Here is a 25,902-nt window from a genome sequence, read left to right on the forward strand (position 1 = left end):
AAAAGAGACAGCCCCAACCTCCTGCCGCGTGCGCTTTCCGGGCGCGCGTCGGGCAGGCGCACGCCCGGAGTTTGCCCAAGATGCCCGCACCCGCCTTTATCGGTCTGGCCGATACCCACCTGCGATCAATCGATTGGAACGAAACCGACGACGCCCCGAGCATGGCCGTACATTCAAACAACAAGGAACTGCCCATGCCTGCCCGATTCCATAATCCGGTCGCCACCGTTTTCGGCGGCGGCAGCCTGGACCGCGTCGCCGAGCTTTGCGAAGGCAAGGTCGCCCTGGTGACCTTCCCCGAAGCCGCCCAACTGGGGCTGATCGACCGCGTCCGCGGCCTGCTCGGCGAGCGCCTCGCCTACGTCATCGACGACGTCCAGCCCAACCCCGACGTGGCCTGGCTGCGTGATGTGCACGAGCGCTTCTGGCGTGAAGCGGCGGACTGCACCACCGTGCTCGCCCTCGGCGGCGGCAGTGCCATCGACACCGCCAAGGCGCTGATCGTCGGCACCGCGTCCGGGCGCTTCGACGAACTGCTAGACCTGCTGGCCACCGGCAAGCCCTTCGTGCCGGCCCGGCAAAAGATGCTGATCGCCGCGCCGACCACCGCCGGCACCGGTAGCGAGGTGACGCCCTGGGCGACCATCTGGGATACCCAGCGGCAGAAGAAGTACTCCCTGCACCTGGACTGCACTTGGCCCAAGGTCGCGCTGATCGATCCGGACCTGATGCTCAGCGTGCCCGCCGGGGTGACCGTGTCCACCGGTCTGGACGCGTTGTCCCACGCGCTGGAGTCGATCTGGAACCACAACGCCAACCCGATCTCCGACACCTTCGCCGTCTCCGCCATCGAGAACATCCTCGACTGCCTGCCGCGCCTGCAGCAGGACCTCGCCAACCGCGAGTTGCGCTCGCGCATGGCACTGGCTGCGCTGAAGGCTGGCATGGCCTTCTCCAACACCAAGACCGCGCTGGCTCACTCCATCTCCTACGAGATGACCCTGCGCCACGGCCTGCCCCACGGCATCGCCTGTTCCTTCACCCTGCCGCTGGTGCTGGGCCTGGCCTGGGGCCGCGATGCCGACCGCGACCGTACCCTGCAGCGGATATTCGGCAGCGAACTGGTTACAGCGCAGAAGCGCCTGCGTGAGTTCCTCCATCGCCTCGGGGTCAAGACCGAGTTCGGCGACTACGGCGTGACTGCCGCCGAAGCCGAAGCGATGATCGACTTCGCCATGCAGGGTGCCCGCGGACGCAACTTCATCGGTTCGCAAGCCGCCTGACGCCATTCCTCACCGGGCGGCCCTGGCGGTCGCCTTTTCCTGCTGCACCGTACACCTATTGCACCGAACAAGAGTGCCGACACGCCGAGCTTTGCCGCCGGCGCGAGCGAACAAGAAGGAAAACAGCCATGAACCGTGCACAAACCCTGTCTGGCCCCATCTCCGCCGTCACCCCCTTCCGTGTTGCCCAGTGGCGCATGCTGCTGGCCGCGATGTTCTGCTACCTGTTCTTCTACACCGGCCGCCAGACCTTCGGCTTCGCCATCCCCGGCATCCAGGCCGAATTCGGCCTGAGCAAGGAAACCCTCGGCTGGGCGTCCAGCGCCATGCTGTGGATGTACGCCATCGGCCAGGCGATCAACGGCAACCTCGCCGACACGTTCGGCGGCCGGCGCATCATGAGCCTGGGCGCGGCGCTGTCCTGCGCGGCCAACTGGGTCACCAGCTTCGCCGGTGGCTTCGGCAGCCTGATCCTGCCCTGGGGCATCAACGGCTACTTCCAGGCACTGGGCTGGGCGCCGGGCAGCCGCCTGCTGTCGAACTGGTGGGGCGCCGCCGAGCGCGGCAAGGTCTATGGCTTCTACGTGTTCGCCGCCGGCTGCGCGTCGGTGCTGTCCTACGTCACCTCGGTGGTGGTGATCGACGTGCTGCACCTGGAGTGGCGCTGGATCTTCCGCCTGCCGGTGCTGCTGATGCTCGCCGGCGGCATCGTGTTCTACCTGGTGGCCCGCGAGCGCCCCCAGGACATGGGCTTCGAACCGCTGGCCGATACCGGCGTGGCGAACGCCGAAGACCGTGCCAGCGAAGCCGCACACGGCCAGGAGGAGACCTCAACGCAACGCTACCTCGCGGTTCTGAAGAACCCTCGCCTGCTGGTCGCAGCGCTGTCGCTGGGCTTCCAGAACGCCGCGCGCTACGGGCTGATCGTCTGGGTGCCGGTGCACTTCCTCGGCGCCGACTGGCAGAAGGGCCAGAGCTTCATCGACCCGAAGTGGATCACCATCGCTCTGCCCGTCGGCATGGCCGTGGGGGCACTGAGCAACGGCTGGGTGTCCGACCGCCTGTTCGGCAGCAAGCGCTACCGCGCGATCATGCTCTACATGGTACTGGGTGCCCTCACCAGCCTGTGGATGTGGAGCCTGCCGGCGCACAGCGGCGTCGGCCTGCTCGCGCTGTTTCTTTGCGGCTTCTTCGTCTATGGCCCGGCATCGAGTTTCTGGGCGCTCTGCCCGGACCTGGTCGGCGCCCGCCGCGCTGGCACCGCCACCGGGATCATGAACTTTTCCTCCTACCTCTTCGCGGGCCTGGCCGAACCCCTGATCGGTCGCATGTTGGACACGACCGGCAATACTTCACTGATCTTCATCGTGGTCACCACGGCGTGCGTATGCAGCGCGGTGGTCGCCCTGTTCGTCCGGCGCTGAAGGCACGGCCATGCGGCAAGCCCTTCTGACAGACTTCATGCGGATAAAGAGAACTCATGTACCAGTACCACAAATGGCTGCGCTCTTTTCACGCAGTGGCGCGTACCGGCAGCTTCACCCAGGCGGCGGCGCTGCTGAGCGTCGGCCAACCGACCATCAGCGAGCAGGTCAGCGGCCTGGAGAAGCGCTTTTCGGTCGAGCTGTTCCACCGGCGGGGGCGCTTCATCGAACTGAGCCCGGCCGGCGAGCAACTCTACGCGATCACCCAGGGCCTGTTCGGCCAGGAGGACGAAGCCTTGCAACTGCTGCAGAGCTTCCAGCAACGCAAGCAGGGCATGCTGCGCCTGGGTGCGGTGTCGCCGCCGATCGCCATGAGCCTGACCTACTCGCTGATGCAGCGTTATCCGGACATAGAGCTGGAAACCTCCTTCACCAGCGAAGCCGGCACCCTGGAGCGGCTGTACAACTTCGACATCGACGTGGCGATCCTCGCCCTCTCGGAGTTCGACCAGCGCCTGAGCACGCAGGTGTATCGCACCTGCCCGATCCTCGCGGTGGTGCGCGACGACCATCCCTGGGCGCAGCAGGAATCGGTCAGCGTGCAGGAGATCGCGATGGAGCGCGTGGTGCTGCGCGAACCGGCCTCGCGCACCCGCCAGCTGGTGGAGGAAGGCTGCCGCCGACACGGCGTGGAACTGGACTGCGCGATGCAGTTGAACAGCCGCGAGGCCATCGTCCATGCGGTGGTGCACGGCATCGGCGTGGGCTTCGTCTCGGCGGTGGAGTACGCCGACCGGCCCGGCACACGCTCCATCGCCTTCGCCGAGGACCCGTTCCACATCAGCTACTACCTGTGCTGCCTGGGCATTCGCCGCAGGCGGCCGATCATCGCCGAGCTGTTCGACTCCACGGCCTGACGTTCAACCCGAACACGTTCTGAAACCGCGAGCCCGCCACGATGCCGGGCGGGCCGCGCTCATCCTGATTTCACGACCCTCACTGGAGAACCACCATGCATTACCAACAACCCAAGCAACTGCAAGCCGCCATCCTCGACTGGGCCGGCACCGTGGTCGACTTCGGCTCCTTCGCGCCAACCCAGATCTTCGTCGAGGCCTTCGCCGAGTTCGGCGTGCAGGTCAGCCTGGAAGAAGCCCGCGGCCCGATGGGCATGGGCAAGTGGGACCACATCCGCACCCTGTGCGACATTCCCGCCATCGGCGAACGCTACCGCGCGGCCTTTGGCCACCTGCCAACCGACGACGACGTCACCGCCATCTACGAGCGCTTCATGCCGCTGCAGATCGAAAAGATCGCCGAGCACTCGGCGCTGATCCCCGGCGCGCTGGGCGCCATCGCTGCGCTGCGCCAACAGGGTCTGAAGATCGGTTCCTGCTCAGGCTACCCTGCTGTCGTCATGGAGAAAGTAGTGGCCCTGGCGAAGACCAACGGCTATGTCGCCGACCATGTGGTCGCCACCGACGAAGTGCCCAACGGTCGTCCGCACCCGGCCCAAGCGTTGGCCAACGTGATCGCCCTGGGCATCAGTGACGTGGCGGCCTGCGTGAAAGTCGACGATACCTGGCCGGGCATCCTCGAAGGCCGCAGCGCCGGCATGTGGACCGTGGCACTGACCTGCTCGGGCAATGCCCTGGGACTGACCTATGAGCAATACAAGGCGCTGCCGGTGCACCAACTGGAGCAGCAGCGCCGCCGTATCGGCCAGATCTTCGAAGACTCGCGCCCGCACTACCTGATCGACACCATCGCCGAACTGCCGGCGGTGGTCGCCGACATCAATGCCCGCCTGGCACGGGGGGAGATGCCGCAGGGCTGCTGATACCTGAAAGAAAAAGGCCCGTCAGCGACGGGTCTGGGTCTGAATGGGTTGTCAGCTGCCGGTGACCATGGTTCGTCTGGATCAAACGCACCATGGTCCGTTACCGGCACGCTCTCGAACGCCTCGCGCAAGGGCGTGCTCAGATCAGTCGCCGATCGACTGATCGAGCCCCTTGGTCACTGGGGTGTTCAGCTTCAGATCACGCGCATTCTCCATCGCTTGTTGTTCCACCGCTGCCTTGACCGCCGCCTGCCGGTTCTGCTCGGCCGTATGACACGCATCTCGACTGACTCCCTGAGCCTGGCAATCGGACATACGTTGCGCAGCGCTGGAACAACCCGCCGGCGGCGGTGATGGCGACTGCACATAGAACTCGCATGGAAACTCCTTCATCAATCATCGATTGGATGGGGCAATATGGCTCGGCGCATACGGAAACGCTCCGGACGTGAATCGACTGCGTCACTCGATCCTGAAGTGGATGCTGTAGTTCACTTTCTCGCCACGCCGGGCGGTAGCGCGCATCTGGTAGACCTGCACGCTGTAGGTGCCGGATACCGGCAACACGCCGCTCCAGTCCTGGCCGACGGCGCCGCCGCCCAAAGCGGTCGATTGCCCCGGCTTGTCGCCTGGCGCGAACAGATTGAAGTTGGCGTTGCTGCTGCCGGTGACACCCACCGTCATCTTCTGGCCGCCCTTGACCGACAGCGTATAGAGAACCGTGTCGTACCCCTTGAGGCGGCCTTTGATGACCGAGCTGCTCGCGCCTGTGGCGAAATGCACAGGAACCGTCGTCGTGGTGTCGGCGGCCAGCGCGAGCGCGGGGATGGCGGTGAGTAGGCAGACCAGTGGCAGGGGAGTTTTCATGGCGATCAACCTGTGGTGAGCCGGAGGCGTGAAATCGAGGGCGGTCCGGAACATGAGGCCGTCTGCCAGTCATGGCAGGCGGCGCATGCCGGGAACTCGTCCAACGGTATCGCCCTGCCGAGCCATTGGGAAGCAAGCCGGTTCAGTGTCTCCAGGCGCTCAGCGGTATGTTGCATGACCAGATGCCAGGCCAGGTAGCGGTACCGGCCTGCACCAGAGCGACACTCAGCAGGCTGGCGATTCGAGCGCGACTCATGACGGGTCTCCAGAGGCGCACGGCGTGCGCCCGGGCGGGATGATTCACTACCCAAGGTAGCGGTAGCCGAGGGTCAGCGCGAGCGGTTGTTCGATCTCGTGGCCGTTGGCGTAGTGGGCTTCGACCATCAGCTTCTGCTGGGCGCTGACCAGCAGCGAGCCTCCGGCAGCCACTGAAAACGCAGCACCGGACGAGCGCGACAAAACCCCAAGCCCGGCCTTGTGGCCGGCCTCCATATCTGGGTCCCCTCCGTCTCAGGGACGAGCCAGGTAACGGGCGAAGAAGTCGCCCAGATCCTGGCGCAAGGTCCGTACCGCCAGGCTGCGATCGATACTGCCGAAGTCGTCGCCCATGGCCTTGATGACCGACGCCGGGAGCACCCAGCGCCCATCGGTGAAGTCATGGTGCCCGGCATTCTCCAGCACCTTGTATGCCCCAGGCCCCCGACGGGCTGCCCACACCGCGTCCATGCTAGCGTCCCGTGGGTCCTGGCCAGCCGCATATAACAGCATGGGTTTGTTCCAGGGACCGGCCAGCTCGCCCTGGATGCTGCCGTCGAGGTTGGCCGCCGCCCGCAGGCGCGGGTCCAGGCGCGTCGCCTGCAAGGCAGCCGAACCGCCGAAGGAATGGCCCAGCGCCCCGACATGCTCGAGGTCCAGGTGTCCGCCTAGCAGGTGCTCCGGCTCCTGGTTACGCAGTTGCAGCCAATCGAGGGTACTGCGCAGGTCCGCCACCACCGAAGGCGCGGCGGCCGCGAGTTGTTCCTCGTCCTGCTCGAGCACGTCCAGGACCGGGACCACCCGGCCTCCCGGCAGCACCGTGACCCCGGAAATGTAAGGGTGATTGATGGCTACCACTACATAGCCACGGCTGGCCAAGTCTTCCAGCAGGCCGCTGTAGAGCTCGGCCACTGCTCCCAGGCCGGGAGAAAACAGCAGCACCGGATACTGGCGGTGCTTTTCCATCCTGGCTCCGGCCGCCGAATGGCTGGCGACCTCCACCGCGCTTCCGGCTTGCATCGCGGCCAGGGCCTCGGGTTCGGCGTACTCGGCACGGGGCAGCCTGCCGGCAGGCGCAACGATCGGATACCAGACTTTCAATGCCAGCTCGCGGCGGGCGCCGGCGACCTTGGAAAAGGTCTCCGCACGCGCCGGATCGCGCAAGGCGAAAGCAGCCTTGCCCACGCACCAGGCGCCGCTGGGCGCCGGCACCTGCCTGGCCTGCAGGCCAGCCGCCGGCAACTCGCAGCGCCGCGCATATGGCTGCTCCAGCGCGGCATTGCTGCAACTGGCCAGGCTGAGAATCACTACACCGCAACTCGCCATGACTCTGACGAACTTCATCATCGAGCAATCCCTTGGTCATTCGGATCGGAAATGAGACGACAGCGTCCTCCTGGTATCAGGAGACCTGCCGACCCCAGCCTAACGAGCGCCCCAGGGCCGTTCATCTCCAAGTGTGGGGATTTTGTATAGAAAGGTTAAACGCCCGATGGCAACAGGGCTCAAGCAACGACTCCGGTCCTAGAACCCAGCCTGCAGCGGAAAGCGCTGCGCTTCGCTGCGGGCCAGGAACTTGTCCTGGGCCATGGGCCGGGCCAGGAAGTAGCCCTGGGCCTCGTCGCAGCCGAAGGACCGCAGCATCTGCAGGCACTTGAAGCTCTCGATGCCCTCGGCCACGGTGCGGTAGCCCAGTTCGCGGGCCAGGGCGATCACCGAGCGGGTGATCTTCTGGTGCTGGGCACTGCTCTCCAGGTCAGTGACCATGGATTTGTCGAGCTTCACCACATTGGCCGGAATCTGGTGCAAATAGGCGAAGTTGCTGTAGCCGGTACCAAAATCGTCGATGGCCACATCCATGCCCAGGGCGCGAATCTTGCTCAACTGCTCCAGTACTTTCGGGTTGGAGCGCAACCAGGCACCCTCGGTGATTTCCACCTCCAGGCGCCGAGGATCGATACGGTGGCGCAGGCAAGCATCGCGCAGCACATCGGCAATGTCCTGGTCCTCGAAATCCTGGGGCGAGAGATTGATCGACAAGCGTTGCACATCACTGGCGCTCCATAGATGCAGCTTGTGCAACACCGCATCGATCAGCCAGTGGGTCACCTGGTGGATCTGGGCGTTGCGTTCCAACACCGGGATGAACTCCGCAGGGGAAATCGGCCCCAGCCAGGGATGGTCCCAGCGGATCAGCGCCTCGGCACTGACCTGGGCACCATCGGGCAAGGCGAAACGCGGCTGGAACATCAGGTAGATCTGCCCGGTGTCCAGGGCTTCGCCGATGTCCGCAGCCAGGTTGAAGGCACGCCGGTAGGCCTGGTCGCGTACCAGGTCGTAGGGCGCCCAGGTACAGCGCTCCAGCGCGGCCAGTTCCAGGGCGAACATGGCCTTGCGCAATACGTCCGGCACCGCATCATGGTCCGTGGAGAACTCCACCATGCCCGCGCACACTCCCGGGATCATCGGCAACTCCAGGCCCGGCGGCTGGCGGCGCAGGCGACGCACCAAGCCCTCCAGCAAGCGCTCCACCCCCGGCGCGGCCGGCAGCAGGAAACCGAAGCGCTTGGCCGAGACGTGATAGATCCGCACATGCCGCCCGAGGTAGGCCAGCAACTGCTGGGCAAGGAAACGCACAATGGTCTCGAACGGCGCCATGCCCAGGGCCAGGGTCAACTCATGAGCCACGGTCATGTCTACCGCATCCACCAGCACCAGCACCCGTCTCTCCCCGGGTTGCTGGTCCGCCAGGTCGTGCAGGTCGCACTGGAACTGCTCGCGGTTGGGCAAGCCACTGACCGGATCACGGCGGGTCTGGCGCTGGCGTTGCTCGATCTGCTCCATCACCAGGGATGCCAGGTCGCGCAATTGCTGGCGCTCGGCGGCATCGAGCCGCTGTGGCAGCTTGTCGATGACACACAAGCTGCCGATGGCGTGCCCCGTGGAAGTGATCAAGGGCGCCCCGGCATAAAAACCTATGCCCGGGCCCTCGGTCACCAGCGGATTGGCATGGAAACGCACGTCCTGGCGAGCGTCCTGAACTTCGAACACATCAGCAGACTGGATCGTATAGGCACAGAACGACTGATCGATCGGCGTCTGCTCCACGGCGAAACCCACTCGCGACTTGAACCACTGCCGATCACGATCCACCAGGGTGATCAACGCCGTGGGGACCTTGAAGAACTGCGCGGCCAGACGGCAGATGCGATCGAAACTTTCGCAGCGGGCCGTGTCCAGCAGCTCGAGGGCATACAGGGCGGCCAGGCGCTGCTCCTCGGCCAATGCCTTATCCGGCATGCCGCGACTCGGGCAGGATCAACACCATCATCAAAAAACCTATCTCAGTAGCGAAGGGGGGAGTACGACACCCGAGAATTGCCCTACGACCAAGTAGTGGCACTACGATATCCATCGACAGCATGCCGTAGTGACTGGTGCTTGCCAATTCCATCCGTCGGACGAACGGTCATCCAACGCCCCGGCAGCATCGGCCGCAAAGAACCGTGCCAGAGCTAGCGCTCCCGAGGACGCGGGTATCCGCGCGATGTCCCGGTCCTGGCACGGTGCCGATCCTGACGCTGACTCAGGCAAAAAAAAACGATCCGAGGATCGTTTTCTTCACTGCTGCTTGCGTCGCTATTGCATGGAAAGGCCGGGACCTGGTCCCGGCCTGTTTGCCCCCTGTCACTGTCCAGCTCCTGCCGGACGTGGAGTTTTTTAGCAGTCTGCACCTGTCTGCCAGCTGAACCTGCCCGGAACATTCGTGACAATTAATGACAGGAACCGTGCTCCAATAGGGCTTGCCAAGCGAGGCCTGCCCCGGGAGCATTGCCGCCCCGGCACCACGGTGCCCCCTCCATGGAAGGCATCGCCTGTGAAAAAACTTCTCGTGCTGTTGTTCCTCGCCCTGCTGGTCCTGCTCAACGTCGGCTACTACACCGAACTGGAGGAAGCCGAGACCCATACCCGCTGGTTCATCAAGCACTCGCCAAGCCTGCGCCTGGAGTTCTTCAACATCCACGCCAATGATGGTGACTACCGCAAGGTGGAGAAGCTCACCGGGGAAGAACGACAGATGATCATCGACTACTGCAAGTACCGCCTGGGCATCGAGACCCAAGTCACCACCCAGGCCGACGTGGAGCGTTGCGCCAAGCTCTAGCCCTTGTCCCCCTCGCCCACCGACCGGCACAGACTCGTCGGGCATGACCAACGCCGCTCCGGGGATGCTATGGTGCCCGGCTGCCCTGCGTGCAGGGTCCACTGGAGGAGCGCTACGCCGAGCGCCAAGGCGCGAGGCTTGAGGAGGTCACTGAACAGCTATGTGCAATGCCGAAGATATCTACACCGCCGGTTGGGTACTGGTGGTCGTGTCCGCGCTGGTTTCCCTGGCGATCCAGATCTACCTGGGCTATTTCAGGCTCGATGACATGGTCAGGCATCTGTCGCGGTGCCGGGTCATCGCCATCCGCATGCCGCTGCTGGGCAAGGATCCCCTGAGTCGCTTCTTCATGTTGCTGTGCATCGGCGGCCTGTTCGCCATGCCCCACCTGTTCCTGCGCAACGGTGGAATGAGCGTGCGCGACTATCGCCACTTCCCCCTCGGCCTGAAGTGGCTAATCAATCTATTCCAGCTCTCGGCCCTGGCCGCCGGCATCGCCCTCCTGGTGCTGTGGTGGGTCGGTCGCCATCTGTGAGCGCCAGGTGAGACGCCGGATCCGGCACCTCGCCCGCGCAGTCAGCGAACAGCCGGGGAGCGGCTTTCGGCCGGGTGCCGCTGAAAGTCTTCGCGGGTCATTTCCAGGAACCGGCTGGGCATACCTTCGAACTCGCCATCGTGGCTGACCCGGAAACCGATCTTGCGGGCTACCGCCAGCGACGCGGCGTTGTCCACATGGGCATCGGCCACCAGCCGCTCGACGGCCGGGTCGGCGAAGGCATGCTCGACGATGCGCCTAGCGGCCTCGGAGGCCACCCCGCGTCCCCAGGCCCGATGCACCAGGCGCCAGCCCATCTCCAGCTCCGGCCCCACGGCCTCGAAGGGAATGAACGAGACCCAGCCAAGGAACTCATCCGGCGCTTGCTTGGTAAAAATCGCCCAGTAACCGCAACGCTCGCCGAAATCCCGGGACATCCGCCCCCGCAGGAAGTCCCGGTGCCATTGCCCACCGTCCCAGGTTCCGGGGATGAATTGCGTGACCTGCGGGTCCTGGTCCATGCGCAGGCAGGCTTCGAAGTGCTCGAGGGTCCGGGGTCGCAACAGCAGGTTGGGGGTTTCGAAATGCAGTTCCATGGCGCGTTTTCCTGGTCGAAGGCTGCCCATGAAACCGCAGCGCCCGGAAAAAGAGAATCACTGCCAGTATTAAATCCACCTGCCAAGCCAGCTACCTGGCATACCGACCAGGGACATCCGGTGTCGGCCATCACCGGCAAACCGGTCAAGGTCGATCGGGGCAACTTCTACGGCTTTGCCAAGCGTGACTTGCGCAAGACCTCCACCGATATCGCCACCCTGCTGCTGGAACACGACTTCAACGACCACCTGAGCCTGCGCAACACCACACGACAAGGGTGCAGCATGCAGGACTACATCCTGAGCTCCGACAAGGAGGCCATCAAGACCCAGCTCTGCGGTGTGGTGATGCGCGGCCCCGCGCGTGGACGTAACTTAGTCAACACTTCGTTGATCAACCAGGCCGACATCTTCGGCGCCTTCGCAACCGGCCCCACCGGCCACAACTACAGCGCGGGCCTGGACCTGCAACTCAACCTGCTGCACCTCACCGACGAGACCTGCTACGACGCCTCCCACGTCGGTATGTTCGCCATCGTCGCCCCTGGACGTTCTGCGGAACTGGCGGCCAACGTCCGCTTCTGAGGCCCTGAATACACGAAGGCCGGCTGCACATGCGCGTGACGCCGGCCTTTTTGTGCGTGACCTGAATCCAGGCTCCGGGACGATCAGTTCACCTCGCCCAGGACCAGGTCGAGCCTGTCACTCCGACTCATCGCCATCCAATGCCAGCTTGGCGCTCGGTACTCCGGTGTTGGCTCCCCAGTAGTAGATGCACAGGGCCATGAGCGTGACGGCCAGGGTGTCGAACGGATGGGCCAGGACGCCGATCCCGCCAAAGCTGCCCAGGTAGGAAATGCCGATAGTCAACGCGTAGAAAGCGATCAGCCACAGGGAAGAGCGTACCTGTTCGCCGAGGCTCAGGTGGTCGGTGGGCACCAGGCGCTTGCACAGCAGGTAGATCACGAACATCAGGATCTGCAGCCCCAACAGCCAGGACACCGTCCCCCAGCCAGACCAGTAGACGATCAGCGCGGCGATCACGAAGGACACCGGCCCCAGCAACGCAAAACCCTTGACCCGAAAAGGCCGTGCCAGCTCCGGTGCGCTCTTGCGCAAGGCCGCAACGCTGATGGGCGCCACCGCGTAGCTCAGCACCAGTGCCGCGGACACTACGTTGATCAACGCCTCCCAGGACGGGAATGGCAGGGTCCAGAACACCGACAGGCCGAAGGTCAGCCACAGCGCCGGGCGCGGGATGCCGGATTGTTCGTCGATGCGGGTGAAGATCTTGAAGAAGGTGCCGGTGCGAGCCCAGCCGTAGACCACTCGCGGCGTGGCGTTCATGTAGATGTTGCCGCAGCCGCTGGGGGAGATCACCGCATCGGCCACCACCAGGTAGGCCAGCCAGCCCACTCCGAGGGTCAGGGCGATATCGCGGTAGGGCAGGGAAAACTCCTTGCTGATGCCGCTCCAGCCGTTGGCCAGCATCTCGGTGGGAATGCTGCCCAGGAAGGCCAGTTGCAACAGGCCGTAGATCAAGGTCGAGAGCAGCACCGAGAGGATCAGGGCAATGGGGATGGTGCGCTGCGGATTGCGCACTTCACTGGCCACCGAGATGATCGGCGTCAGGCCCAGGTAGGCGAAGATGATGCCCCCGGCCGACACCGCCATCTCGATCCCCGACATGCCGAACGGGGCAAAGCCCTGGACGTGGAAGTTGTCGGGTTTGAAGAAGGTGAACAACACCCCGATCACCAGCAGCGGCACGATGAACTTGAACAGGCTGATGAAGTTGTTGGATTTGGCGAAGGTCTTGACGCTGTTGTAGTTGAGCCAGAAGAACAGGCACAGCAGCGCGAACTGCACCAACCAGCCGATGAGCGTCGGGTTGCTGCTGCCTTCGTGGGTCAGGCTGGGGAACCAGGCCGCGGCATATTGCCGGGCCGCCACCACTTCGATCGCCACCAGGCTGGAGAAGGCGATCAAGGTGATGAAGCCCATCAGGTAGCCCAGCAACGGGCCATGGGAGAACACCGGGTAACGCACCACGCCACCGGCGCGGGGCAGGGCCGCCCCCAGCTCGCAATAGACGATGCCCAGCAGCAGTACGGCGAAACCGCCCAGCAGCCAGGAAAAGATTCCCGCCGGTCCGGCAATCGCCGAGACGTGGCTGGCGGCGAACAGCCAGCCGGAACCGAAGATCGCACCCAGACCGATGAAGGTCAGGTCCACCAGAGAGAGTTGTTTCTTGAATTTACCTTTGCCTGACATGGAGGCGCGCCTTTATGGGTTATTGGAATAGGCAGATCGGATCTCACGCCGAGGGAGTCATCGGCGTTGATCGCGTGTCGTGGTCCTTGAGTCGCGGGGCCGGTAGCCTTCAGCAGCCGGAGCCTGGCAGGGTTGCTACCGAGGGATCCGACAGGCGCGGCGACAGTTCGCCAGAGGCCTGTGGATCAAGGAATGAACGGGCTTCGAACACAGTGGACGCGGTGGGCAAGGCACCGCTGTGGCAGAAGGCTGTACGGCTCATGATCTTTTCCTTATATGAAGTCGCTCCGACCGATCAGGGCCGGAAACAAAAACCAGAGTCGCCTTTTATCCTCGTGGCAGCTTGAGGGTTTTCCTGCGTGAAACAGACGAAATCGGCACACTTTTCCATTCTTCTCCAGCACCATCAGCCGCAGCGCTGCGCCTTCTTTTCCTGCTGCCAGCCACCAGTGCCGACCACCTCCCAGGTCATCCCCCAGCACCCGAAACTATGCTGATTTCGTCATCTCGAACAGCGAAAACCCACAAGCGGTGTAGCCCTCCTCTGGCCCACTCTGTAGCTCTTTTCCATCAGGTGCTGCCATGAAAAAAATATCCGTGATCGACTCCCATACCGGTGGCGAACCCACTCGCCTGGTCATCGATGGTTTCCCCGACCTGGGCCAGGGTTCCATGGCCGAGCGCCTGGATATCCTGCGCGATCGGCACGATCCATGGCGCCGCGCCTGCGTTCTCGAGCCCCGCGGCAGCGACGTACTGGTGGGGGCCCTGCTCTGCGAACCGCAGGCGGTCGATGCCTGTGCCGGAGTGATCTTCTTCAACAACAGCGGCTACCTGGGCATGTGTGGCCACGGCACCATCGGCCTGGTCCGCTCCCTGTACCACCTGGGGCGGATCGACTGCGGTGTGCACCGCATCGAAACACCGGTGGGCACGGTGCAGGCCACCCTGCACGACGACCTGTCGGTGAGCGTGCGCAACGTGCCCGCCTATCGTTATCGTTCCCAAGTGGGCGTGCAGGTTCCCGGCCTGGGCCTGGTGCACGGTGATATCGCCTGGGGTGGCAACTGGTTCTTCCTCATCAGCGAGCACGGCCAACGCATCGCCCTGGATAACGTCGAGGCCCTGACCCAATACACCTGGAGCGTACGGCAGGCCCTTGAAGCCACCGGGATCACCGGCGCCGAAGGCGCAGTGATCGACCATATCGAGCTGTTCGCCGAGGATCCCCAGGCCGACAGCCGCAACTTCGTGCTGTGCCCCGGCAAGGCCTACGATCGCTCGCCCTGCGGCACCGGTACCAGCGCCAAGCTGGCGTGCCTGGCGGCGGACGGCAAGCTCGTCCCGGGCCAGATCTGGCGCCAGGCCAGCGTTATCGGCAGCCAGTTCAGCGCCTACTACGAGACTGCCGGCGAACAGATCATCCCGATCCTGCGGGGCAGCGCCCACATCAGCGCCGAAGCCACCCTGCTGCTGGACGACAGCGATCCGTTCGCCTGGGGCATCGGTTCGTGAGCCAGGCGCTCACCGCGGACGTGGTCGTGGTTGGCGCCGGGATCATCGGCGCCGCCTGCGCCCACGAACTGGCCCGGCGTGACCTGCAGGTCCTGGTGCTGGACGATGCCGCGGGTGGCGCCACCGGGGCGGGCATGGGCCACCTGGTGGTCATGGATGACAACCCGGCGGAGCTGGCCCTGAGTCACTACTCCCTGGAGCTCTGGCGGCGCTTGCGCGAACGCCTGCCCGACGCCTGTGCCTATCATGGCTGCGGCACCCTGTGGCTGGCCGCCGATGCCGGCGAGATGGACCTGGCACGGACCAAGCAGGGCATCCTGGCCGAGCACGGGGTGGCCACGCAGATGCTCGACGGCCAGCAACTGGCGGCGCTGGAACCCATGCTGCGCAAGGGGTTGGGCGGTGCGCTGAAAGTCCCCGGCGACGGCATCCTCTACGCTCCCGCCACCGCCCAGTGGCTGCTGGACAGCCATCCGCGAATCAACCGCCTGCGTGCCCATGTACGGCGTCTTGCCGGGGACCAACTGGAACTCGACGACGGTCGCCTGCTGCAGGCTCCCAGGGTGCTGCTGGCCAACGGCCTCGGCGCCCGCAGCCTGCTACCGGCACTGCCCTTGCGGGCGAAGAAGGGCCACCTGCTGATCACCGACCGCTATCCACGCCAGGTCGGCCATCAGCTGGTGGAACTGGGATATGCCGCCAGCGCCCATGCCAGCGACGGCACCTCGGTGGCGTTCAACGTCCAGCCGCGCCCCACCGGCCAGTTGCTGATCGGCTCGTCCCGCCAGTTCGACATCCTCGATCCAGAGGTCGACCCGCAGGTATTGGCGACGATGCTGCGTCGTGCCGTGGACTACCTGCCGGAGCTGGCGCAGCTCAACGGCATCCGCGCCTGGACCGGCTTTCGTGCCGCCACTCCCGATGGCCTGCCGATCCTCGGCGAGCACCCACGCCAACCCGGCCTGTGGCTGGCGGTCGGACACGAAGGCCTGGGGGTGACCACCGCCCCTGGCAGTGCCCGGCTGCTGGCGGACCTGCTGCTGGGCGAACGCCCGGCGATCGATCCACGCCCCTATCTGCCCGGGCGTTTCGCCGCCCTGACTGGAGAGACCCCATGATCATCTACCTGGACCAGCAGCCATTGCAGGTGCGCCCAGGCATCAGCGTCGCCGCCGCGCTGGCCGCCAGCGGCGACCTGCACACCCGCGTCTCCTGCACTGGCCGGCCACGGGCCCCCTTCTGCGGCATGGGAATCTGCCATGAATGCCGGATGACCATCGACGGTCATCGCCAGCTGGCCTGCCAAACCTTGTGCCGCGACGGCATGCAGGTGGAGCGCAGCCGATGACCGCCCCACGCTTGCAATGCCAGGTACTGATCGTCGGCAGCGGCCCGGCAGGCCTCGCGGCGGCCAGGGCCGCCAGCCGCAACGCTCGTTCAATCCTGGTGGTGGACGACAACCCACGTCCCGGCGGCCAGATCTGGCGCCACGGCCCCGATCATCCACCGAGCGCCGCCCAGGCCGAGCGCTTCGAGACCTTGCAACATCCGGCAGTACGCTACCTTGGCGCCACCCGCATCATCTGTGCGCTGGGTCCGCGCAGCCTGCTGCTGGAAGATGCCCGGCAAGCCTGGCAGGTGGAGTACGAACAGCTGATCCTGTGCTGCGGGGCCCAGGAACTGCTGCTGCCATTTCCCGGCTGGACCCTGCCCGGCGTCACCGGGGCCGGAGGCCTGCAGGCGCTCCTGAAGAATGGCCTGCCACTGGCCGGGCGCTCAGTGGTGATCGCCGGCAGCGGCCCCCTACTGCTGGCCAGCGCCGCCACGGCTCGCCAGGCCGGGGCCCGAGTGACCCGGGTACTGGAACAGGCTTCGACAGCCGCCTTGCTGGGCTTCGCCAGCCAGTTGTGGCGCTGGCCGAACAAGCTGGCCCAGGCCTTGCGCCTGGCGACCCCGGCCTATCGTGGCAACGCCCACGTGGTCGAGGCACTCGGTGACCACCACTTGGAAGCGGTACGCATCCGCCAGGGCCGGCGCATCGAGGAGCTTGCCTGCGACTACCTGGCGTGTGGTTTCGGCCTGGTGCCCAACACGCGCCTGGCCAGCCACCTGGGCTGCCGCCTGGAGCAAGGCGCGATCGCCGTCGACGCCGAGCAACGCAGCAGCCTGCCCCACGTCTACGCCGCCGGCGAATGCACCGGCATCGGTGGCAGCGAACTGGCCCTGGTCGAAGGCGAGATCGCCGGCTGCATGGCCACCGGGCAGACGGATCGGGTCGCCAGCCTGGTACGCCAGAGGCAGCGCTGGCAGCGCTTTGCCGGTCAACTGCGGAAACACTTCGCCTTGCGTCCGCAGGTCCTGGAGCTGGCCCGGCCTGATACCCTGCTGTGCCGCTGCGAGGATGTCCCCTACGCCGCGGTGGCCGCGGCCCCTGACTGGACTACCGCCAAGCTGCAAAGCCGTTGCGGCATGGGAGCCTGCCAAGGCCGGGTCTGCGCCAACGCCGCCCAGCAGCTGTTCGGCTGGAGCGCCACACCACCACGGGCCCCCTTGGTGCCGGCACGGATCGCCACCCTGATGCAGGACGCTGAACAACAGCATTCCAGTACCTGAGGACCGCCGCGGGCCATCTCCCCGGCTGGCCCAGGCCCGCACTGGCATGCTCCCTGGCTCGATCAAGGCCCCACCGAGCCCCGGAGAGAGAACGACGATGATCGATAGCGCACAGCTCAACCAACTGCCCCAAGCCATTTCCGCCCAGCGTCCCCGGGATATCGACGGCCTGCTGGCCAGCATGGAACTGATCACGCCCCTGCTCGACTGCGTGCCCAACGTGGTGTTCTTCATCAAGGACCTGCACGCGCGCTACCTGAGCGCCAACCTGACCCTGGCCCAACGTTGTGGCTTCAAGAACATCCGGCCACTGTTGGGCAAGACCTCCGCCGAGGTCTTCCCCGAAATGCTCGGTCCGGTCTACACCGAGCAGGACCAGCGGGTACTGCGCCAGGGCATCACCATCAAAGGCCAGTTGGAGCTGCACCTGTACGGCAGCCGCGAACCCGGCTGGTGCCTGACCCATAAGCTGCCGCTGTACGGGCGTGATGGCCAGATCATCGGCATGGCCGGCATCTCCCTGGACCTGCAGGCCGCCCGCGACACCCACCCGGCCTATGAACGCCTGGCGGCGGTGGACCGGCATATCCGCGAACACTACAGCGAAGCCATCCGCCTGGAGGACCTGACCCGCATCGCCAACTTGTCCATCGCCCAGCTGGAACGCTACTGCAAGCGCATCTTCCATCTCACGCCACGGCAGATGATCCACAAGGCTCGCCTGGAACACGCCTCGCGGCTGCTGGTCACCGAAGAACCCATCACCGAAGTGGCGCTGCAATGCGGCTATACCGATCACAGCGCCTTCAGCCGGCAGTTCAAGGCGCTGACCGGCCTTAGCCCGCGCCAGTTCCGCCTCAACGCCGGACGCTGACGGCAGTACTCCTAGTCCTGCCGGCCGGCTGGCAGGATTTCATTCCTCGCAGAAGGTGCGGTAGTCGAACAGGCGCTGGAAACCCACCTTGCGATAGATCGACAGGCCGTCGAGGGACGCTTCCAATACGCAGATCCCGGCCCCTTCCCGCTTGGCGATAGGCAGTACCGAGTGGATCAGCGCGGTGGCATAGCCCCGCCCCTGGCACTCTTGCAGGGTGCCGATATCGTCCAGCCGCGCCACGCCCGGTCCCATCGACAAGGTCAGGGCACTCACCGGGCGCTGGTCGACGTACAGCACGAAGTGGCGCAGGTTCCGGCCAGCCTCTGCCGCCGCCCGATGCCGGGCCAGGTACTGCTCGATCCCGCCGCCACTGGAGGCGAATGCGCTTTCCACCGGCACGCCCCAATCCTCCAGGCAGTCATCGGTGCCGCGCACATCCGCCAGCCCTTGCATGGCCGGTGGCGCTTCATAAGCAGCCAGGTCCAGGACCATGCAGGTGGTGCGGTCCGCCGGCTGCAGGCGCTGCTGGCGCAGTTGCTCGCGGACCCGGGACACATGCACTTCAGGCAGCACCACGCAGAACGGCATGTCGGTACGCTGCAGGAAGGCCACGCCTTCGGCCAACTGCGCGGCACTCTCGGCGCCAAGATCACGCATGATCAGCAGGTTCAGGCTGCTGGCCTCGACGCCGGTGCAATAGGCCCCCAGGTCCGGACCGAAACGCCGATAGAACTGGGAAATGGATACGAAGAAATAGTCTTCCGCCTGGTGGTACAGGTCGATGACCGAAGCCCCTGCATGCGTCATGCGCTGTCTCCTTGAACCTCATGACGCCGGGTGGCGCCACATCCCGGCCACGTTAAGCCCGTAGCCCCCAAGGCTCCAGCACAATCCTGTTTTATTCTGCGAAGGAATGTTCCGAGGTGTAACCACAACAGGACGCAGCGCCCACCCTATGCCGGACGGGCGCGCTGCCCTCATCCTTCCTGATAGTCGGGAAGGCGGCCGGCCCGCAGGGCCTTGGCCAGTTGCAAGTGGTTTTCCAGCTTGGGCAGGGTTTCCTCGGCAAAGGCCTTGAGTTCCGGCAGTTGGCTGTCCTGGGCCTCCTGGCGGATCTGGCGGATCGCTTCCTCGGTGCTGCGGATCTGGTTCGCGGCATAGGCACGGTCGAAGTCCTCGCCCTCGGCGACGGCCGGGATCAGGGACTTGGCCTTGCTCATCACTTGCTCGCGCGGAGCCACCGGCAGGTCCAGTCGCTTGGCGATCCTGGCCAGGTGCTGGTTGGCCATGGTGCGGTCGTTGATCACCTGGATGGTGTATTCCTTGACGGCCTTGGAAGAAGTTTGCTGGTGCGCCTGGCGGCTAGCCTCGATATCGGCCATGCCCTGGGCCGAGGCGTCGTCGATGAAGGCGGCGGGAGATTGAGCCAGGGCTCCACTGGCCCAGAGGCCCAGAAACAGCGCCAGGCCGGCGCTGCGCATGACAGTGGCGATGGCGTTCATGGTACGGCTCTCCTGTTGCAGTGAATCATCGGGAGTAGTGACTCCCGTCTGCATCGGAAAACCCAAGCCGCCAAAGGTTTAGGTGGAACGACGAACGGTGCGCCAAGCATCCTCCGAACCCTGTGCGCTCAGGCGTTGGAACGGCTCTTGCGGGCGCGCTTGGCTGCGTACATGGCTTCGTCGGCATGCTTGAACAATTGCTGCTCCTCCAGGCCATGTTCGGGATACAGGCCGATGCCGATGCTCGGCAAAATGTTCAAGGAATGGCCGTCCAGGCGCAATGGCTCGCCGAGGGCCCGGCGCATCTTGTCTGCCACCCGCTGGGCATCGTCGTCATGTTGCACGTTCTCCAGCAGGATCACGAACTCGTCGCCACCGATCCGCGCCACGGTGTCGACCTCCCGTACACAGCCCTTGAGCCGATTGGCCACCGCCTGCAAGAGCATGTCGCCCACCGCATGGCCGCAGGTATCGTTGACTTCCTTGAACCGGTCCAGGTCGACATACAACAAGGCCATGCGCCCCGATTCCCGCCGAGCGCGAGCCAGGGCCTGGCGCAGGCGCTCACGCAGCAACTCGCGGTTGGGCAAGTGGGTCAGCTGGTCGTACTCCGCCATGTAGTGCAGGCGAGCATGCAGTTGCTTGCGTTCGATGGCCGCGGCCAACTGGGCGCTGACGTACTGCAGCAATTCCTGGTCCTGCTCGCCGTAGCCCGGGGAACCCGGCGCGCTCTTGACCACCAGCACGCCGATGATGCCCTTCTGCGCATTGAGCGGTACCCCAAGCCAGCAACGGGCTCCCTGGAGAGCGGCGAACTGCTCCCATAGTTCCTGGGTCGAAGGGTTTCCGGCCGTCAGCAGCAACGGCTGGCCGCGTTGCAGGACCTCGCCGCAAAAGCGCCCGATCAGGGTCCCCGGCAGGTCCGGGCGGCCTTCGCAGTCATCCACGTGATAGGGAAAACCCAGGCTTTCGGCACGCTCGTCATACAGGGCCAGGGAGCAGTTCACGGCCGGCAGCCACTCGCCGATGATCCGGTGCACGTGCTTGAACAGCGCCAGCAGGTCCTCGGAAGCCTGGGCGGCTTCGGAAATCGCGTAGAGCGCCGCCTGCCGAGACTCGGCCCGCTTGCGCTCGGTGATGTCCCGGGCCACGGCGATGCGCAACTGGTCGACTTCCGACCACCGCGCCGACCAGAGGATGTGCGCCACCCTGCCATCCTTGCGCAGGTAGCGATTCTCGAAATTGGGCTTGGGCGTGCCACCCATGATTTCCCGGGCGGCTTGCAAGGTGCGTTCACGGTCATCCGGATGCACCAGTTCGATCATCGGCCGCCCGATCAGCTCATCGGCGGTATAGCCGAAGACCCGTTCGCAAGCGGCGCTGACGAACACGAAGCGACCGTCCGCATCCACCGCGCACACGGCGTCCAGGAGCAGGTCGATGAAACTGGCCAGAGGCGCGGAGTTCTTGGTTGCCATCAAAGAAAGCTACTACCCACGAAGAATGCACTTGAGTACCCATCCCTTGAGCCCGGTCAGCCGGTGCCTGGCACCGGCTGCGCACCGCCGCAACCTGCGAACGGCCCTGCTTACGACTTGTTGCCGACCAGCCCCGGCACCGCATGTACCAGGGCGTTGACCGCGAACCCGATGAACATCACCCCGCAGACCCGGGTGATCGCCAGCTCGTGGCGCTGGTACCAATTGCGTACCTTACGCGCGCCGACGATGCCGATGAGGATAGCGTATGCGCCAAGGCCGCCAAGGAAACTCAGGGCAATCAGCCCCGGCAGCATCGACCAGGTCAACATCTCCGCGCGGCTGGAGAGCAGCGCGGTGAAGGTTGCCACCGCCACCGGATAAGCCTTGGGATTGGTCAGGCCGAACAGGATCCCGTGCCAGAACGGGTTGCGCGCCGGGCCCTGGGGTTCGTCGCCATCGCGCCGTTTACTGCGGATGGCCCGCAGGCCGAGCCAGAACAGGTACAGGCCGCTGAGCACGCCGAGGATATTGAACGCATCGCTGCCGATCTCCCGGGCCCCGACAATGGCGATCAGCGCCGTGCTGCACCAGACCACGTCGCCCAGCATGTGCCCGCAGAGAAAACCGGCCCCCGCCTGCCGCCCACGGGACGCGCCGATGCCGAACACCGCCAGCACTCCGGGCCCGGGGGTGATCGCATAAATGAAACCCGAGGTGATAACGGCCAGCAACAGCGATGAGGTCATCGGCGAGACTCCAGGTCGACGGGCCAGGCGCAGCCGCCAGGCACAGGATGAATGTGCAGGATTCTGCACGATCCCTGGGGCCGGCTACCAGCGGCTTGTTCAACTGTCGATCAGGATGCTGTGCTGCTAGTCGGCCGGATAGAAACGCATGCCGGCATAGGGCCGCTGGCGACAGGCCTGCAAGCGCGAAGCCAGGTCGCCCACATGGGCCTCGAGCCTGTGCCCGTCCGGATCGAGAAAATAGAACGAAGCCCCCTCGCTGCGATTGTCGCGCCACTCCCGCACTCCGGCTTCACGCAGGCGCAGGACGAAGGAATCGAAATCGCCAGCCTCCAGGCTGAACGCATAGTGGGTGTAGTCGGCCACCGCAGGCGCCTGGCGTTGCCCATCCAGCGACAGGCACAACCACAGTCCTGGCAGGGACAGGTAGGCGCCGCCATCCCAACTGGCCTCCAGGCGCAGTTGCAGCAGTGAATGATAGAAGGCCAGGCTGCGGGGCACATCGGTGACCGCCAGGGTCAGGTGGTTGAGGCCGGTCAGCATCGATCAGGATCCTTTCAAGGCGTTGGGAATCGGATAACGCACACCGTCGTAGTGCAAGGTCAGGGTACTGTTGCGGGCAGGCAGGTCGCGACTGTCGCAACCGTCGCGGCCCTTGAAACGCTCAGTCTTGATTTCGCGGGTACGCACGATCAGGTCGGCGTAGCCATGACGCTGGCCAGGGCCCATCTGCAAGGTCCGGCGCATCGCCCGGGAATGCCCCGAGCACTGGCCTTCCCAGCCGAACTCACCGGAGCGCTCAGCCACCACCAGCCCTTCCAGCAAGGGCAGGATTTCCTTGTCCTCACGCCGGTAGAGAGTCAGCACGGATTTCTCGTAGGGCGCGGCGTTGGAGTCGTGGCTGTAAAGAACCCGCAGGCCAAAGGCCTGCTCCGCCTGGTTCAAGCGATAACGCGCGGTATCGATCTGCATACCCTGCACGGCCACCGCATCGCAGAACAGTGCCGAATCCTTGTAGTTGCTGGCCACCGTCCAACCGGAGTCATCAGCCACCAGGGCCACATCCAGGCTATAGCTGCGGGTGTCGCCATCCCCAGGCATCGGGGTCGCCCGGGCACTGATGCTCATCCCAGGCTGCGCAGGCCAGGCCTTGCAAACATGCAACGCCCCAGGAACATCGACGCGGCCATCACAGTCGGCCCGGGCCGCCGTGACCACCAACAAACCCAATAACGCCAGTCCAAGGCCAGCTCCACAGCGCTTCATCGATACGCCTTCACATCCCGTTCAGTTCATTGGGCAACACATAGCGCTGGCCATCGTAATGCAGGGTGGTCAGCACAGGCTTGCTGGTGACGGATCGGGACTGGCACTGCTCGCCCTGGCCTTCGCCGAGGGTGGTGACGCTCACCGAGCGCACGATCAGGTCGGCATAGCCGTGGCTGCCGGTCTTGGCGATATCCAGGGTACGGGTGGTCTCGACCCGCTGCCCGGTGCATTGCCCATCCCACTCGCCGCTATAGGAATAGGCCACGAACTTCTCCATCACCGGACGCAGCCTGGTGCCTTCGCGCACATAGAGACTGAGCAGCACCTGATCGAACGGATTGACCCGCGAAGAGCCGGAGAACGCCGCCCTGACGCCGAAGGCACGCACCTGCGGGGCCAGCTGGAAGCGTCCGGTGTCGAGCTTCAGGCTGTCCAGGTGGATGGCATCGGAGACGAAGGCCGCCGGCTGGCGGTAGCTGGCCAGCACCTCTGCGTCCTGGCGATCCAGCACCGCCAGTTGCAGATCGTAGGAGCCGTCATCGGAGGCATCGGCCACGGTCGGATCCGGCGTCAGTTCGGCCAGCAGGCTGATGCTCTGGCCTGCGAAGGCCGGCCACTCCTTGCACAGGGAAAACCCCGGCACCTGGGCATTGCGTGGCGGCGGCAGGCACTGGGCGGCGACCGCGGCGCTGCCCAACAGCAACCCGATGCCACCCAGGATCTGGATCAGGGACGATGGACGGATCATTCACGGCTCCTTGTGACGAGGGCAGACAAGGGCCGCACTATCCTCCGTGGAACCGCCGCTTTCAATGCAATCAGTGAAGGAAATCACCCATCCTGGCATGGACCGATCACCACTCCAGGCCTGACGAACGGCGACCTCGCAACCACGACATGACGGAGTAGTATGTTGTATTACACATCACTACAACGAGAACGCTATGTCCATCATGTCCCTGCGCCTGCCCGACGAAATGGCTGAAACCCTTGCTCTGCTGGCGAAAGCGACAGGGCGTAGCAAGTCGTTCCTGGCGGTGGATGCGTTGCGTGAATACCTCGCCCGGGAGGCCTGGCAGATCGAGGAGATCCAAAAGGCGCTCGGGGAAGCTGATGCGGGGGATTTCGCCAGCGCGGAGGAAGTAGCGGCCATCACGGGTAAATGGACCGGCAATGCACATTGAGTGGCTGCGAACAGCCCTGAAAAACCTGGATGACGAGGCGCGTTACATGGCCCAGGACAATCCTGAAGCCGCCAGGGAGTTCGTGGAGACCCTGCTCACTGGCATCGGGCATTTGGCCCGTTTTCCGGCCAGCGGGCGCGAAGGTCGGCTACCCGGTACCCGAGAATGGGTCGTGCCTGGATGGCCTTATCTGATTCCCTATCGAGTGCGCGGTAGTCGGTTGCAGATACTGCGCATCTTCCACACTCGCCGCCAGCCTCCGCAGCGCTGGTAGACCCCTGCAACGGCAGGGGCCCAATTCGCTCGGCGCTGCCCTTTTAGAAGGCGTTGCGGAAAATCTCCTCGATCTGCCGTTGCTCCGCGGGACGCGGGTTGGTCAGGCCACAGGCATCCTTCAGTGCGTTGGCGGCCAGGATCGGAATGTCCTGCAGCTTGGCGCCCAGCTCCCGCAGGCCGGCCGGAATCTCCACGTCACGGGCCAGGGTACGGATCGCGGTGATCGCCGCCTGGGCCCCCTCTTCCGGACTGAAGCCACGAATATCCGCACCCAGGGCATGGGCCACATCGGTCAGGCGCGCGGCGCAGACCGTCGCGTTAAAGCTTTGTACATGGGGCAGCAGCACCGCGTTGCATACGCCATGGGGCAGGTCGTAGAAGCCACCCAGCTGGTGGGCCATGGCGTGCACGAATCCCAGGGATGCGTTGTTGAAGGCCATGCCCGCCAGGAACTGCGCATAGGCCATGTTCTCCCGCGCAACCAGGTCGCCGCCGTCATGCACCGCCTGGCGCAGGTTGTGGCTGATCATGCTGATGGCCTTCAAGGCGCAGGCATCGGTGATCGGGTTGGCCGCCGTGGACACATAGGCCTCCACGGCGTGGGTCAGGGCATCCATGCCGGTGGCGGCGGTCAGGCCCTTGGGCATCGCCACCATCAGTGCCGGGTCGTTGACCGACAGCAGCGGCGTGACGTTGCGGTCGACGATGGCCATTTTCACGTGGCGCGACTCGTCGGTGATGATGCAGAAGCGGGTCATTTCACTGGCGGTGCCGGCGGTGGTATTGATGGCGACCAGCGGCAGTTGGGGCTTGCTCGAACGGTCGACGCCCTCGTAGTCGCTGATATGCCCGCCGTTGGTGGCACACAGGGCGATGCCCTTGGCGCAGTCATGGGGCGAACCGCCTCCGAGGGAAACCACGAAGTCGCACTTGGCTTGCCGCAGCAGGGCCAGGCCCTGCTCGACGTTGGCGATGCTCGGATTGGGCTTGGCGCCATCGAAGACCACCGAGTCGATGTCCTGCATGGCCAGCTTCTCGGCGATCATCCCGGCCACGCCAGCCTTGGCCAGCCCGGCATCGGTCACGATCAACGCCTTGCGAAAGCCATGGTTGCGGATGGCGCTCATGGCCTCGTCGAGGCAATCGATGCCCATGATGTTGACGGCTGGAATGAAGAAGGTGCTACTCATCAGGAAATCT

30 protein-coding genes are annotated in these 25,902 nt (G+C 64.9%); 14 read left to right on the forward strand and 16 right to left on the reverse strand.

Annotated features, from left to right (window positions below):
• Window positions 1–194 precede the first annotated feature (194 nt).
• The 4 genes from psrA (at window position 195) to phnX (ending at window position 4,547) form a co-directional block, all read left to right on the forward strand.
• Window positions 195–1,283 (forward strand): iron-containing alcohol dehydrogenase PsrA, encoded by a 1,089-nt coding sequence (psrA, locus tag ACK6AU_RS20915; protein WP_409301110.1) that lies wholly within the window; start codon window positions 195–197, stop codon window positions 1,281–1,283.
• Window positions 1,284–1,411: 128 nt separating this feature from the next.
• Window positions 1,412–2,707 (forward strand): MFS transporter, encoded by a 1,296-nt coding sequence (locus ACK6AU_RS20920; RefSeq protein WP_409301112.1) that lies wholly within the window; start codon window positions 1,412–1,414, stop codon window positions 2,705–2,707.
• Window positions 2,708–2,763: 56 nt separating this feature from the next.
• Entirely contained in the window at window positions 2,764–3,624 is an 861-nt protein-coding gene (locus tag ACK6AU_RS20925; protein ID WP_409301114.1) for a LysR substrate-binding domain-containing protein, read from the forward strand.
• Window positions 3,625–3,719: 95 nt separating this feature from the next.
• Entirely contained in the window at window positions 3,720–4,547 is an 828-nt protein-coding gene (gene phnX, locus ACK6AU_RS20930) for a phosphonoacetaldehyde hydrolase (protein WP_409301116.1), read from the forward strand.
• Between the two features lie 144 nt (window positions 4,548–4,691).
• On the opposite strand, the gene ACK6AU_RS20935 is transcribed toward phnX, so the two are convergent.
• The 5 genes from ACK6AU_RS20935 to ACK6AU_RS20955 form a co-directional block, all read right to left on the reverse strand.
• On the reverse strand, window positions 4,692–4,940 hold the full coding sequence (locus ACK6AU_RS20935) for a hypothetical protein (protein WP_409301118.1): 249 nt from the start codon (window positions 4,938–4,940) through the stop codon (window positions 4,692–4,694).
• 69 nt (window positions 4,941–5,009) lie between these two features.
• On the reverse strand, window positions 5,010–5,414 hold the full coding sequence (locus ACK6AU_RS20940; RefSeq protein ID WP_409301120.1) for a hypothetical protein: 405 nt from the start codon (window positions 5,412–5,414) through the stop codon (window positions 5,010–5,012).
• 303 nt (window positions 5,415–5,717) lie between these two features.
• A complete protein-coding gene (locus ACK6AU_RS20945) occupies window positions 5,718–5,906 on the reverse strand; it encodes a hypothetical protein (RefSeq protein ID WP_409301122.1) in 189 nt (62 codons plus the stop codon).
• An 18-nt stretch (window positions 5,907–5,924) separates the two neighbouring features.
• Window positions 5,925–7,013 carry an alpha/beta hydrolase family protein gene (locus ACK6AU_RS20950; RefSeq protein WP_409301124.1) on the reverse strand — a complete coding sequence of 363 codons (1,089 nt, stop codon included), beginning with the start codon at window positions 7,011–7,013 and terminating at the stop codon, window positions 5,925–5,927.
• Window positions 7,014–7,193: 180 nt separating this feature from the next.
• A complete protein-coding gene (locus tag ACK6AU_RS20955) occupies window positions 7,194–8,969 on the reverse strand; it encodes an EAL domain-containing protein (RefSeq protein ID WP_409301126.1) in 1,776 nt (591 codons plus the stop codon).
• 577 nt (window positions 8,970–9,546) lie between these two features.
• On the opposite strand from ACK6AU_RS20955, the gene ACK6AU_RS20960 reads away from it, so the two are divergent.
• Together ACK6AU_RS20960 and ACK6AU_RS20965 are read left to right on the forward strand one after the other, a co-directional pair.
• The gene (locus ACK6AU_RS20960; RefSeq protein WP_185697992.1) at window positions 9,547–9,834 is read left to right on the forward strand and encodes a hypothetical protein; all 288 of its coding nucleotides are present in this window, start codon (window positions 9,547–9,549) and stop codon (window positions 9,832–9,834) included.
• 160 nt (window positions 9,835–9,994) lie between these two features.
• Entirely contained in the window at window positions 9,995–10,369 is a 375-nt protein-coding gene (locus ACK6AU_RS20965) for a hypothetical protein (protein WP_409301128.1), read from the forward strand.
• Between the two features lie 41 nt (window positions 10,370–10,410).
• Here ACK6AU_RS20965 and ACK6AU_RS20970 read toward each other — a convergent pair whose 3' ends face one another.
• Window positions 10,411–10,965, reverse strand: a complete 555-nt coding sequence (locus tag ACK6AU_RS20970) for a GNAT family N-acetyltransferase (protein ID WP_409301130.1) — start codon at window positions 10,963–10,965, stop codon at window positions 10,411–10,413.
• A gap of 120 nt (window positions 10,966–11,085) precedes the next feature.
• Between ACK6AU_RS20970 and ACK6AU_RS20975 the strand changes: the two genes are divergently transcribed.
• Window positions 11,086–11,550 carry a hypothetical protein gene (locus ACK6AU_RS20975; protein ID WP_409301132.1) on the forward strand — a complete coding sequence of 155 codons (465 nt, stop codon included), beginning with the start codon at window positions 11,086–11,088 and terminating at the stop codon, window positions 11,548–11,550.
• 117 nt (window positions 11,551–11,667) lie between these two features.
• Here the strand turns inward: ACK6AU_RS20975 and ACK6AU_RS20980 are convergent, their stop codons facing one another.
• Together ACK6AU_RS20980 and ACK6AU_RS20985 are read right to left on the reverse strand one after the other, a co-directional pair.
• Window positions 11,668–13,239: an APC family permease gene (locus ACK6AU_RS20980; protein WP_185697987.1), complete on the reverse strand. Its 1,572-nt coding sequence runs from the start codon at window positions 13,237–13,239 to the stop codon at window positions 11,668–11,670.
• Between the two features lie 109 nt (window positions 13,240–13,348).
• Entirely contained in the window at window positions 13,349–13,501 is a 153-nt protein-coding gene (locus ACK6AU_RS20985) for a hypothetical protein (RefSeq protein WP_409301134.1), read from the reverse strand.
• A 320-nt stretch (window positions 13,502–13,821) separates the two neighbouring features.
• Between ACK6AU_RS20985 and ACK6AU_RS20990 the strand changes: the two genes are divergently transcribed.
• The 5 genes from ACK6AU_RS20990 to ACK6AU_RS21010 all read left to right on the forward strand — a co-directional run bounded on the left by ACK6AU_RS20990 (window position 13,822) and on the right by ACK6AU_RS21010 (window position 18,241).
• Window positions 13,822–14,754 (forward strand): 4-hydroxyproline epimerase, encoded by a 933-nt coding sequence (locus ACK6AU_RS20990; protein WP_409301136.1) that lies wholly within the window; start codon window positions 13,822–13,824, stop codon window positions 14,752–14,754.
• Complete coding sequence (locus ACK6AU_RS20995; protein WP_409301138.1) at window positions 14,751–15,872, forward strand: NAD(P)/FAD-dependent oxidoreductase; 1,122 nt, start codon at window positions 14,751–14,753, stop codon at window positions 15,870–15,872. The genes ACK6AU_RS20990 and ACK6AU_RS20995 overlap by 4 nt, the downstream gene beginning before the upstream one ends.
• Window positions 15,869–16,102: a (2Fe-2S)-binding protein gene (locus ACK6AU_RS21000; protein WP_185697983.1), complete on the forward strand. Its 234-nt coding sequence runs from the start codon at window positions 15,869–15,871 to the stop codon at window positions 16,100–16,102. The genes ACK6AU_RS20995 and ACK6AU_RS21000 overlap by 4 nt, the downstream gene beginning before the upstream one ends.
• Entirely contained in the window at window positions 16,099–17,367 is a 1,269-nt protein-coding gene (locus ACK6AU_RS21005; protein WP_409301140.1) for an FAD-dependent oxidoreductase, read from the forward strand. The genes ACK6AU_RS21000 and ACK6AU_RS21005 overlap by 4 nt, the downstream gene beginning before the upstream one ends.
• Before the next feature lie 97 nt (window positions 17,368–17,464).
• Window positions 17,465–18,241: a helix-turn-helix domain-containing protein gene (locus tag ACK6AU_RS21010; RefSeq protein ID WP_409301142.1), complete on the forward strand. Its 777-nt coding sequence runs from the start codon at window positions 17,465–17,467 to the stop codon at window positions 18,239–18,241.
• A gap of 39 nt (window positions 18,242–18,280) precedes the next feature.
• On the opposite strand, the gene ACK6AU_RS21015 is transcribed toward ACK6AU_RS21010, so the two are convergent.
• The 7 genes from ACK6AU_RS21015 to ACK6AU_RS21045 form a co-directional block, all read right to left on the reverse strand.
• On the reverse strand, window positions 18,281–19,051 hold the full coding sequence (locus tag ACK6AU_RS21015) for a GNAT family N-acetyltransferase (protein WP_409301144.1): 771 nt from the start codon (window positions 19,049–19,051) through the stop codon (window positions 18,281–18,283).
• A 170-nt stretch (window positions 19,052–19,221) separates the two neighbouring features.
• Window positions 19,222–19,746 carry a DUF4142 domain-containing protein gene (locus ACK6AU_RS21020; RefSeq protein WP_185697979.1) on the reverse strand — a complete coding sequence of 175 codons (525 nt, stop codon included), beginning with the start codon at window positions 19,744–19,746 and terminating at the stop codon, window positions 19,222–19,224.
• Window positions 19,747–19,874: 128 nt separating this feature from the next.
• Window positions 19,875–21,224: a sensor domain-containing diguanylate cyclase gene (locus tag ACK6AU_RS21025; protein WP_185697978.1), complete on the reverse strand. Its 1,350-nt coding sequence runs from the start codon at window positions 21,222–21,224 to the stop codon at window positions 19,875–19,877.
• Between the two features lie 110 nt (window positions 21,225–21,334).
• Entirely contained in the window at window positions 21,335–21,973 is a 639-nt protein-coding gene (locus ACK6AU_RS21030) for a LysE family translocator (protein ID WP_185697977.1), read from the reverse strand.
• 126 nt (window positions 21,974–22,099) lie between these two features.
• The gene (fos, locus tag ACK6AU_RS21035) at window positions 22,100–22,516 is read right to left on the reverse strand and encodes a fosfomycin resistance glutathione transferase (RefSeq protein ID WP_185697976.1); all 417 of its coding nucleotides are present in this window, start codon (window positions 22,514–22,516) and stop codon (window positions 22,100–22,102) included.
• A gap of 3 nt (window positions 22,517–22,519) precedes the next feature.
• A complete protein-coding gene (locus ACK6AU_RS21040) occupies window positions 22,520–23,101 on the reverse strand; it encodes a hypothetical protein (RefSeq protein ID WP_409301148.1) in 582 nt (193 codons plus the stop codon).
• A gap of 148 nt (window positions 23,102–23,249) precedes the next feature.
• On the reverse strand, window positions 23,250–23,990 hold the full coding sequence (locus ACK6AU_RS21045) for a hypothetical protein (RefSeq protein WP_185697974.1): 741 nt from the start codon (window positions 23,988–23,990) through the stop codon (window positions 23,250–23,252).
• Between the two features lie 196 nt (window positions 23,991–24,186).
• Between ACK6AU_RS21045 and ACK6AU_RS21050 the strand changes: the two genes are divergently transcribed.
• Together ACK6AU_RS21050 and ACK6AU_RS21055 are read left to right on the forward strand one after the other, a co-directional pair.
• Window positions 24,187–24,426: a CopG family ribbon-helix-helix protein gene (locus ACK6AU_RS21050; protein ID WP_068582179.1), complete on the forward strand. Its 240-nt coding sequence runs from the start codon at window positions 24,187–24,189 to the stop codon at window positions 24,424–24,426.
• The gene (locus tag ACK6AU_RS21055; RefSeq protein ID WP_409301150.1) at window positions 24,416–24,700 is read left to right on the forward strand and encodes a type II toxin-antitoxin system RelE/ParE family toxin; all 285 of its coding nucleotides are present in this window, start codon (window positions 24,416–24,418) and stop codon (window positions 24,698–24,700) included. Before ACK6AU_RS21050 ends, ACK6AU_RS21055 begins: the two co-directional genes overlap by 11 nt.
• A 43-nt stretch (window positions 24,701–24,743) precedes the next feature.
• Here ACK6AU_RS21055 and yiaY read toward each other — a convergent pair whose 3' ends face one another.
• Window positions 24,744–25,892: an L-threonine dehydrogenase gene (yiaY, locus tag ACK6AU_RS21060; protein ID WP_185697972.1), complete on the reverse strand. Its 1,149-nt coding sequence runs from the start codon at window positions 25,890–25,892 to the stop codon at window positions 24,744–24,746.
• Window positions 25,893–25,902: the final 10 nt, after the last annotated feature.

It is taken from the genome of Pseudomonas sp. KCJK8993, from assembly GCF_046230915.1.
In the GTDB taxonomy this organism is placed as follows: domain Bacteria; phylum Pseudomonadota; class Gammaproteobacteria; order Pseudomonadales; family Pseudomonadaceae; genus Aquipseudomonas; species Aquipseudomonas piscis.

Coding starts and splice junctions, on each gene's coding strand:
- ACK6AU_RS21000 (WP_185697983.1), top strand. CDS start 15,869: ATGATCATCTACCTGGACCAGCAGCCATTGCAGGTGCGCCCAGGCATC.
- ACK6AU_RS20940 (WP_409301120.1), bottom strand. CDS start 5,414: ATGAAAACTCCCCTGCCACTGGTCTGCCTACTCACCGCCATCCCCGCG.
- ACK6AU_RS20970 (WP_409301130.1), bottom strand. CDS start 10,965: ATGGAACTGCATTTCGAAACCCCCAACCTGCTGTTGCGACCCCGGACC.
- ACK6AU_RS20980 (WP_185697987.1), bottom strand. CDS start 13,239: ATGTCAGGCAAAGGTAAATTCAAGAAACAACTCTCTCTGGTGGACCTG.
- ACK6AU_RS21040 (WP_409301148.1), bottom strand. CDS start 23,101: ATGAGCATCAGTGCCCGGGCGACCCCGATGCCTGGGGATGGCGACACC.
- ACK6AU_RS20935 (WP_409301118.1), bottom strand. CDS start 4,940: ATGAAGGAGTTTCCATGCGAGTTCTATGTGCAGTCGCCATCACCGCCG.
- ACK6AU_RS21005 (WP_409301140.1), top strand. CDS start 16,099: ATGACCGCCCCACGCTTGCAATGCCAGGTACTGATCGTCGGCAGCGGC.
- fos (WP_185697976.1), bottom strand. CDS start 22,516: ATGCTGACCGGCCTCAACCACCTGACCCTGGCGGTCACCGATGTGCCC.
- ACK6AU_RS20965 (WP_409301128.1), top strand. CDS start 9,995: ATGTGCAATGCCGAAGATATCTACACCGCCGGTTGGGTACTGGTGGTC.
- ACK6AU_RS21010 (WP_409301142.1), top strand. CDS start 17,465: ATGATCGATAGCGCACAGCTCAACCAACTGCCCCAAGCCATTTCCGCC.
- ACK6AU_RS21020 (WP_185697979.1), bottom strand. CDS start 19,746: ATGAACGCCATCGCCACTGTCATGCGCAGCGCCGGCCTGGCGCTGTTT.
- ACK6AU_RS21045 (WP_185697974.1), bottom strand. CDS start 23,990: ATGATCCGTCCATCGTCCCTGATCCAGATCCTGGGTGGCATCGGGTTG.
- ACK6AU_RS21050 (WP_068582179.1), top strand. CDS start 24,187: ATGTCCATCATGTCCCTGCGCCTGCCCGACGAAATGGCTGAAACCCTT.
- ACK6AU_RS20925 (WP_409301114.1), top strand. CDS start 2,764: ATGTACCAGTACCACAAATGGCTGCGCTCTTTTCACGCAGTGGCGCGT.
- ACK6AU_RS21025 (WP_185697978.1), bottom strand. CDS start 21,224: ATGGCAACCAAGAACTCCGCGCCTCTGGCCAGTTTCATCGACCTGCTC.
- psrA (WP_409301110.1), top strand. CDS start 195: ATGCCTGCCCGATTCCATAATCCGGTCGCCACCGTTTTCGGCGGCGGC.
- ACK6AU_RS20955 (WP_409301126.1), bottom strand. CDS start 8,969: ATGCCGGATAAGGCATTGGCCGAGGAGCAGCGCCTGGCCGCCCTGTAT.
- ACK6AU_RS20985 (WP_409301134.1), bottom strand. CDS start 13,501: ATGAGCCGTACAGCCTTCTGCCACAGCGGTGCCTTGCCCACCGCGTCC.
- ACK6AU_RS20950 (WP_409301124.1), bottom strand. CDS start 7,013: ATGAAGTTCGTCAGAGTCATGGCGAGTTGCGGTGTAGTGATTCTCAGC.
- ACK6AU_RS21030 (WP_185697977.1), bottom strand. CDS start 21,973: ATGACCTCATCGCTGTTGCTGGCCGTTATCACCTCGGGTTTCATTTAT.
- ACK6AU_RS20990 (WP_409301136.1), top strand. CDS start 13,822: ATGAAAAAAATATCCGTGATCGACTCCCATACCGGTGGCGAACCCACT.
- yiaY (WP_185697972.1), bottom strand. CDS start 25,892: ATGAGTAGCACCTTCTTCATTCCAGCCGTCAACATCATGGGCATCGAT.
- ACK6AU_RS21055 (WP_409301150.1), top strand. CDS start 24,416: ATGCACATTGAGTGGCTGCGAACAGCCCTGAAAAACCTGGATGACGAG.
- ACK6AU_RS21015 (WP_409301144.1), bottom strand. CDS start 19,051: ATGACGCATGCAGGGGCTTCGGTCATCGACCTGTACCACCAGGCGGAA.
- ACK6AU_RS20945 (WP_409301122.1), bottom strand. CDS start 5,906: ATGGAGGCCGGCCACAAGGCCGGGCTTGGGGTTTTGTCGCGCTCGTCC.
- phnX (WP_409301116.1), top strand. CDS start 3,720: ATGCATTACCAACAACCCAAGCAACTGCAAGCCGCCATCCTCGACTGG.
- ACK6AU_RS20920 (WP_409301112.1), top strand. CDS start 1,412: ATGAACCGTGCACAAACCCTGTCTGGCCCCATCTCCGCCGTCACCCCC.